The sequence below is a fragment of the Loktanella atrilutea genome, from assembly GCF_900128995.1.
In the GTDB taxonomy this organism is placed as follows: domain Bacteria; phylum Pseudomonadota; class Alphaproteobacteria; order Rhodobacterales; family Rhodobacteraceae; genus Loktanella; species Loktanella atrilutea.
This window is the reverse complement of sequence record NZ_FQUE01000031.1, coordinates 1-7503: the sequence shown is the minus strand read 5'-3', so window position 1 is coordinate 7503 and position 7503 is coordinate 1. Positions and strand designations below refer to the sequence as shown.

Sequence of the window (7503 nt, the reverse complement as noted above, 5' to 3'; positions counted from 1 at the left end):
GCAAGCCCGCCTCCTGCTCCTTGATCATCCCGATTATCTGCGCCTCGGTGAAACGGCTCTTTCTCATTCGTCTGCTCCTTCACGGTTGAGCAAACTCTACATCAGGCTGAGGGATATTGCGGGGGGCAGGTCACGCTGTGACGACTAAAATATCGCAGGCGCGGGTCCGCACCACCCATGTGTCAGGAATGGCGACTGACGTAGGCATAGAGCTGGCCGCATTGATGGGAGGTCAAAAGTTGCGGCAAGAAGCGATACCTAAACTCAGGCTGCACAGTTTGACCCTCGCCTGTTTTGCATTGGGCGGTTTCTGCGGTGCCCTGTTGTTCCAAATTCTCGGGTTCTGGATTTTCACTGTTGCTGCGACTTCCTTACTACTTATAGCAGTCCCAGAAACCCTCAGAGCACATCGTCTCTGAGGCCCTTCTATGAATGACCCTTTCAGCGCGTTGTTCGAAGCGGACATTGGCGGAGTGGGAACGAAAGGCGGCTTCGTCCCGCACAGCGGACCTTGTGTTGGTCTACCAAAAAACTTGGTTTCTGAACGACCCCAACCAGTGTGGCGAAGGTCAGCTTCGAACCCATTTTGCCGGATGCAGCACTGTGCGCGGACAGTAGCTTACCGCTTGATGGACCAGACCATTGCGGTCTTGTAGCCTGCTGCCTCAAGCATTTCGATCTTGGACCGCCATCCAGCGGGGCATACCGCGAATGCAGCCCCCATGCCTCTTTCCGCAAAGGCGGCCTCGGCTGCGCGCAGAAGCGTGGTCGCGCCCTCGCCATCGTTTGCAAGAACCGTGGGATCGGCGAGGTCTGGGTGGTAATAGTCGTCGATGACACCTGTTCCTGTGATGTCGTGCGCCGGCGAAAAATGCAGCCGTGAAGCGGGCTGAGCGATCACGTAGCCATTCAAGTTTTCCGGCGCCCCCATAACCATCATGTCCCGGTCACGCAGCGTCAGGCTTCGGTTCATCCAGCCGGTAAATCTGGCATCGGCATCGGAATGCTGTTCCCAAAAGGGGTCGATCTCGAAAAGGGTCTGCTTGTTTTCCGCTGCCCGCGTGACGATGCCGGGGACGTCAGACTCGGTGGCCAGTCGGACTGTTTGGGGGCGTCCGGCGTCGCCGAGATCTGTTCGGGAGAGGTAGAGCGTTAGCGGATCGTAACCGCGATCCTGAAAGACGTCTCGCCAAGGCTCGCCAGTCACATAGCTGGACAAGAGTATCTTTGCCCCGGTCTCCGTAAGGGCACGTTCCGCTGCTGACACAAGGGCATCGACCGTGCCCTCCGGTGCGTCGGGCGAGACCGCGCTGTCGGGCAGGATCAATCCCGGATCGCCTTGTCCGCCTGCATAGATCGGTGGCACCGGAAGGCGCATTGAGTGGATCACGCCTGTGATCGCTCCATTGCGCTCGGAAACCTGCCATATCTGGCGGAACGGCTGCTGCTCGGATGTCAGCGCGAAGGCCAGCGCCTTTTCAATCTGTGCCGGTGCATCCGCGGCCATCTTCCACAGGATTGGGTCGATGACATGTCGTTCCTTGGCGTCCAGCAGAAGAAGATCGACAAGGCGTGGTATATCGCCGGTGCTGGCGATGCGAACGGCGTGTGACATCTGATTGCTCCTCAATGGCATCGCGTGGGCTTCTGACCCTTTATCGACGCGGTCCGTCCGTTTGACAAAACAGGATACGTGAGAGAGCCTTTAGAAAACTTAACGCCTTAGGCCCCGTCGATGAAGCAAATGAACCTCAACTCCCTTCGGGTGTTCGCTTGCGTGGCGCGACACTGCAACCTTCAGCGCGCGGCGGACGAGTTGAACCTGACGCGCGGCGCTATTTCCCAAAGGATCAAACAGCTCGAAATCGACCTTGGAGTGATCCTTCTGGAACGTCAGCCGCGAGGAGTGACGCTTACCACAGAAGGTGTGCGCTGGCGGGAGGCCGTCGACGACGCCCTGGCCACACTCGAAACGATGTTTACCGATCTCGGGCGAGATGGAGAGCAGATCATGCTTCACCTCGGGTCGTCCACAGCGGCGAAATGGCTGATGCCGCGCATGGAGGTTTTCTCCGCCCGATTTCCTCGTATCTCGCTCAGGACCGAGGTTCACACTCAGCAATTGACACGCAACCTGGCCCGCAACGAGATTGCCATCTGGCCGGGCAAAGCATTCGATCCAAGGCCGTTTCACAATGCGCGGCGATTGACCGATATCCGCCTTATCGCTGTATGCAGCCCAGACTTCCCGAGACCCAATTGGCCGATGGAATTGGAGACAGTGCTGACCTTACCGTTGCTTCAGGACGCGCATCGCACATGGGAAGGTTTGATCGAGGGGGCCGGGCACCGCGTCCAACACAAGCTGCTGAATTTCGACCGATCTGCGCTGGCTCTGGACGCAGCAATAGAGGGGCACGGCGTTGCCATAGCTCCGACCTACATTGTTGAAAACGATGTATTGCGGAAGCGTCTGGTAGAGGTGTGGGTCAGCCCAGCACCGCCTACCGAACAGCTCTTCGTTTCTTGGTCGCAAGATCATGTAAGACAACCGGACGTGCTTCGCGTTGTGGAGTGGATCGCCTCGGAGTTTGAACAAGACCGGACGCTGCAAAATTGGTAAGGAATGGCCGGAAGGTCCGCTCAGCCGACATTGGCGGAAAACACAGCGAAGGCCGCCATTCCAACTCAATCACCTCACCACTGGCAAATCGCTCAGCCGCGTCGTGTAGCGCGGGCTGCGGTGATCTGCCCGCAGCTGCCATGACCGAAATATTCCTTCGCTTGCTAAGACCATCGTCTTCTTGCCGAACCGCCCATTGACCTCGTCAAGCGCCTGCATCAGTGCAGGCGCCCCTTCCCGCTGGGCATCGAACAACGTCAGCGGCCGCTGCTCGTAGGGCAGCAGATCGTCAAGCATAACGCCGGCCTTGGTGAACTCGTAGGATGTGTTGTCGATCTTCGGCCAAGCCGCCAACGCACAGCGCTTTGCCGCTCCAGCAAGGTCGAACGTGTCCGACGACATCGGCGTCAGCCGCGTCGACCGGGAGCCGGCATATTGCGGCCGGTCCGGTCGGTGACGGTTGGTATAGAAGAACAGCGTAAGCGTTCCAGCAACCAGCCGATGCTGGCGCAGCTTCTTAGCCGCGCGGGTCGCATGCGCAGTGATGGCCTGGAACAGCGTATCAAATTCCGTTATCGGCGTGCCGGCCGATCGGGTCATCGCCATACCCTTGCGCTGCGGCTCGATCTCCTCGAGGGCGATGCTGGGTTCCCCCTGCAACTCCAGCATCGTCCGCTCCAGTACGACGGTGCCGACGGCGCGGGCCTGACGCAGGGCTATGTCCCGCAGCTGGAACGCCGTGCCGATGCCGATGCCCTGGAGCTTGGCCTGCGTCCGCCGTCCGATGTCCCAGATGTCGCTCACGGGCACCAGTGGCAGCAGCCAGTTCGTGACCCCCGGATCCATTATGACGAGCACGCCGGCGAAGATCGGGTCGCTCTTGGCGATCTCGTTCGCACATTTGGCTAACGTCTTCGTGGGCGCGTTCCCGACCCGCACCGGCACGCCCAACCCGGCGCAGCATATCACGCCGAAGCGCCTTGGCATGGGCGGTGCGGCCCCTGAACCCGGTAAAGTCCAGGAAGGCTTCGTCAATCGAGTAGACCTTGATTGAAGGTGTGTAGTTCGACGAGAACACCCGGATGCCATGGGCCGCGACCTTATCGCGGATGTGATGGAGCGGCTGGCCCATCTTGATGCCCAAAGCCTTGGCCTCGTCGCTACGCGCGATCGCGCAGCCGTTGTTGTTCGACAGCAGGATCACTGGAACATTCTTGAGGGTCGGGTCGAAGATGCGCTCGGCGCTGACGTAGAAGTTTGCGCTGTCGCTGATCGCGAACGGCCGTGTCACGCCAGATCATACCGCCGCACAACACCGGCAATGACCCCCCAGATCTCGCTGTCCTCGGTCAGCTCGATGTCGGGATATGGTTCGTGGCTGTTGGCGGGGGCAAGGTAGAACCGTCCATCCCGCTTGCGCAGGATCTTCGCCATGACAGCTCCCTCCACCACGGCCAGGACGGCGCGTCCCAGTCGCCGCTTGCCGGCGCGGTCGGCCGCGATGATGTCACCGTCGCGGATGCCGACGTCCCATAGGCAGTCCCCTTCCACCCGCCACTAGAAAGTCGAAGCCAGATGACGGACCACCCAGGCGATGGGATCGATCTCATCCTCGAGGTCGTCACCCGCGGGCGAGGGAAAGCCCGCGCTGACCCGCATCGCCGGCAACCCGATAATCTGGCTGTCCGCGAGGATCGGAGCTTCGATGGGATGGAGAGGCATGTCGGACTCCGCAGGGTGTTCTATTTTTGTTCCCTTACATCCGCCATGCGGCTCGCAGGTGTCAAGCTGTGTCGCGACGCCAGCCGATGCCCTTCTCGCGACTTCGCCGGCATATCGTCCGAACGATGACTTGCGCCCTTCTGCCCACCCTTGATAGCGCCTGACCTGCACGGAGGATCGACCAGGGTGGCATTCGCACAGAATTTCCGACAGCGGCCCTCTCTCGCGATCTTCAGGATTTGCGCCGCGAAACAGCTGGCTCTCCTGGTCTGATGAGATGCGCAGAATTGTTTTCGTCAGTGACACACAATGATCCAGACCTGGGCTTCCAGGCGAGTCCTGCTGACCACGCTACCAATGCGACTTATCTCGCCCTCGACTTTTGACGTCGAAGATAATGTGCAGATTAAAATGCGTTGTAATGCATTTCATTCCCAGACAATCGCATATAAATAATTCGAGATGCCCGATTTTCAGGGAGAATGAGACGAGGGAATGAGAATGGCCGATATCGATCTGAACAGCATGTCGCTGGACGAACTCAAGAAGCTGCAGAAGGACGTCGGCAAGGCCATCGATGGCTATGAAGACAAACAGCGTAAGGCTGCACTTGCGGCAGTTGAAGCCGCCGCACGCGAGAATGGATACTCTCTGGCCGAACTGACCGGAATGGCACCGAAGAAAAGTAAAACGGTCTCGCCTCCCAAATATCGCCATCCGGAAAATCCCGAGATGACCTGGACCGGACGCGGCCGTCAACCGGATTGGATGAAGGATGCTCTGGAGAATGGGCAGTTGAAAGACGATTTTCTAATCATGTAGCCTCAGCCGGCACTGCCAGCCGATGTCCTAAATGGCGCCGGCTGGTTGCCCCTTCGCACCGTCAGTCCAATCCGCCATGATCTGACTTCAATCCCTCGCCGCTCTGGTGGATCACCATGCGCTCCGCCGGGAATGGCTTGAGCAGAGCGAAGGCCTCGTCGGGCGTGCCGGTTAGCCATTGCGCGTAATTCGCGGGATCGAGGATCACCGGCATCCGGTCCGGATGGGTCTCCCTGACCAGCTCGTTCGGCGTCGAGGTGACCATGGAGCTCGTGATCATTTCACGTTCTTCGCCGCCGCCGTAGTTGCCCTTGTAGGCGCGCCAGACGCCAGCCAAGGCGAAGGGTGGCCGCGCGCCCTCGCCCGCCACGCCGAACCAGACGTAGGTTGCCGGGTTGCGGCCCTTTGCCTCGCAGAAGCTCGTCGCGGGGATCAGGCAGCGCCGCTCCTCGAAGCTCTTCGTCCAAAAGCGCGACGTGCGAAGCTTGTCGTCGCGGGCGTTGTTCACGGCCTTGGGCTGGATCGGCTTGCCGGTCTTCTTGGAGACCTGCGGCATGACGAAGCCCCAGTGCGCCGTCTGCAGCCAGCGAGTGCCGTTGGCGTTTACGCCGACGATGGGGGACATGCCCTTCGGGAAAATGGCGGTCAAAGGCTCTGCATTGCCGAGATCGTCGTGCGCCGCAACGACCGCGAAGAGCTGTCGCATTGCGTCCTTTGCCATCGTGTTGGAATAGAGGTTGCACATGTATTCGAGGATAGAGCGTTGAGGGCGCGTCAACACCTGATTTTTTGACAGTGCCATTCGACGCTCTGCCAAACCAACCCGTTCACAAGTCGATCGACTTGCCGGACTGAGTATAGCGATCGCGCGCATACATGGTAGATAGGAGGAACCCGCGGGATCTACTCTTGTTACAGGGTAACGCTCTGTCATAAATATGTTTTTTTGCAAAAAGCGGTGGCCTGTTACGGCCTGCTACGGGCGGCGTAACACAGTAAGACATTGATAATGTTCAGATAAGTGGCGTTTTCCGGCGTTGTTACGCTCAGCCATAACAAGTATATTTATATGTGTGATAGAGAGTCTCTGAGAGTAAGTATTATAATATATATGATTCAAATATTGGTAAAATAGTAACAGGAGAACGCAGTAAGCCTTATTTCTATGGCTCTGACCTTGTTACAATTCCCGTTACGGCCCCGTTACGCCGGTAACACGCCGGCGCGCCGTAAACGCCGTTTCACCGCAGATGATAAGAGCTTCATGTAACTGAAATTGTTGAGAATATTCGTCGCCACAACATGTAAAGAAACATTGTTACACATTCACAATATGAGACGTCCGTATCGCTAGCTGGGCGCTCAGTTCTTCTTGAAGCCCGTCACGCAAGGATCGTCTGTCGGCGTTGAAAAGGTCCAAACCGACGAGGAGTATCAAACCATTCTGGCAAGCGGCTTCGAACTCGATCACCGGATGCTGGCGGAGGAACACATCACGGGCCGCGAGATTGAATGCGCTGTCTTAGAGGGGACAGACGGATCGCTGCTTGTTTCAAGGCCGGGTGAAATCGTTCCGTCCGTCAAGCATGGTTTCTATAGCTACGATGCGAAATACGTTGACCCGGACGGGGCCGAACTGCGCGTTCCGGCCGCCCTTCCCGACGGCAAGGAAGCGTCGATCAGATCAATGGCCGCTCAGGCGTTTCAAGCGGTCGGATGCGACGGAATGGCTCGCGTCGATTTTTTTCTGAAAGCCGATGGTGGGCTCGTTGTGAACGAGCTGAATACCATGCCAGGGTTCACTGACATCAGCATGTATCCGAAGGCAATGGCTGCAAGCGGGATCGATGCACCGGATTTAATTGACAGATTGATCACTCATGGTGTGGCGCGGTTTCATACAGCCAAAAATTGACGAAGCAGCTATTCGCGCGTGTCGCAGCATCGGTCAGATCGAAGCCGCTGCTCTGCGAGAGAGCCATCTCTGTTTTGCACTCGCCGGGAGGAAACATCTTCTGAAGCCGTCTCGGAGACATCATTCCAGTGACGCGCAAGTTGGTCGAAACTTTCGAAAAGGCTTTCCCTGGCCGCACGTTCAAGCCGGATCTGATCGATAATGCCATATACAACGAAGCTGAAAACAGCCCCGATCATAATGACATACGGGATATGAGCAAAGTCCATCAGAAGAGTCTCCAGCAGAGGAGCGTTACGTTGATCAAGACCATGATATAAGATCGGGGTGAACCGCGCCGGGTTTGCCGGAGACCGTTTGCTTCACTTTATGCGACCATATCGAGCGCGGCACGCTGCGCATAGTAGTTGGCTTCGGCCTC

9 protein-coding genes and 1 pseudogene are annotated in these 7503 nt (G+C 57.9%); 4 read left to right on the top strand and 6 right to left on the bottom strand.

Annotated features, from left to right (window positions below):
• Positions 1-137: 137 nt before the first annotated feature.
• Positions 138-419 carry a DUF1275 family protein gene (locus tag BUA54_RS20180; RefSeq protein WP_072859034.1) on the top strand — a complete coding sequence of 94 codons (282 nt, stop codon included), beginning with the start codon at positions 138-140 and terminating at the stop codon, positions 417-419.
• Between the two features lie 200 nt (positions 420-619).
• Here the strand turns inward: BUA54_RS20180 and BUA54_RS20175 are convergent, their stop codons facing one another.
• The gene (locus tag BUA54_RS20175) at positions 620-1615 is read right to left on the bottom strand and encodes a hypothetical protein (protein WP_072859033.1); all 996 of its coding nucleotides are present in this window, start codon (positions 1613-1615) and stop codon (positions 620-622) included.
• A gap of 120 nt (positions 1616-1735) precedes the next feature.
• Here BUA54_RS20175 and BUA54_RS20170 point away from each other — a divergent pair, with 120 nt between their 5' ends.
• Complete coding sequence (locus tag BUA54_RS20170) at positions 1736-2623, top strand: LysR family transcriptional regulator (protein WP_084114716.1); 888 nt, start codon at positions 1736-1738, stop codon at positions 2621-2623.
• Positions 2624-2692: 69 nt separating this feature from the next.
• Here the strand turns inward: BUA54_RS20170 and BUA54_RS20165 are convergent, their stop codons facing one another.
• The 4 genes and pseudogenes from BUA54_RS20165 to BUA54_RS21675 all read right to left on the bottom strand — a co-directional run bounded on the left by BUA54_RS20165 (position 2693) and on the right by BUA54_RS21675 (position 4345).
• Positions 2693-3610, bottom strand: coding sequence for a DUF4113 domain-containing protein (locus BUA54_RS20165; protein WP_245810854.1), 918 nt, complete (start codon positions 3608-3610; stop codon positions 2693-2695).
• 25 nt (positions 3611-3635) lie between these two features.
• Positions 3636-3914, bottom strand: a pseudogene (locus BUA54_RS21955) (Y-family DNA polymerase); the annotation flags it as partial.
• Positions 3911-4174 carry a LexA family protein gene (locus BUA54_RS21680; protein WP_245810853.1) on the bottom strand — a complete coding sequence of 88 codons (264 nt, stop codon included), beginning with the start codon at positions 4172-4174 and terminating at the stop codon, positions 3911-3913. The gene BUA54_RS21680 and the pseudogene BUA54_RS21955, both read right to left, overlap by 4 nt.
• A 6-nt stretch (positions 4175-4180) precedes the next feature.
• Positions 4181-4345: a LexA family transcriptional regulator gene (locus BUA54_RS21675; protein ID WP_245810851.1), complete on the bottom strand. Its 165-nt coding sequence runs from the start codon at positions 4343-4345 to the stop codon at positions 4181-4183.
• 501 nt (positions 4346-4846) lie between these two features.
• Here BUA54_RS21675 and BUA54_RS20155 point away from each other — a divergent pair.
• The gene (locus BUA54_RS20155) at positions 4847-5167 is read left to right on the top strand and encodes an H-NS histone family protein (protein WP_072859031.1); all 321 of its coding nucleotides are present in this window, start codon (positions 4847-4849) and stop codon (positions 5165-5167) included.
• 61 nt (positions 5168-5228) lie between these two features.
• Here the strand turns inward: BUA54_RS20155 and BUA54_RS20150 are convergent, their stop codons facing one another.
• Entirely contained in the window at positions 5229-5969 is a 741-nt protein-coding gene (locus BUA54_RS20150; protein ID WP_245810844.1) for an SOS response-associated peptidase, read from the bottom strand.
• A 570-nt stretch (positions 5970-6539) separates the two neighbouring features.
• On the opposite strand from BUA54_RS20150, the gene BUA54_RS20145 reads away from it, so the two are divergent.
• A complete protein-coding gene (locus BUA54_RS20145) occupies positions 6540-7082 on the top strand; it encodes a D-alanine--D-alanine ligase (protein ID WP_072859030.1) in 543 nt (180 codons plus the stop codon).
• Positions 7083-7503 lie beyond the last annotated feature (421 nt).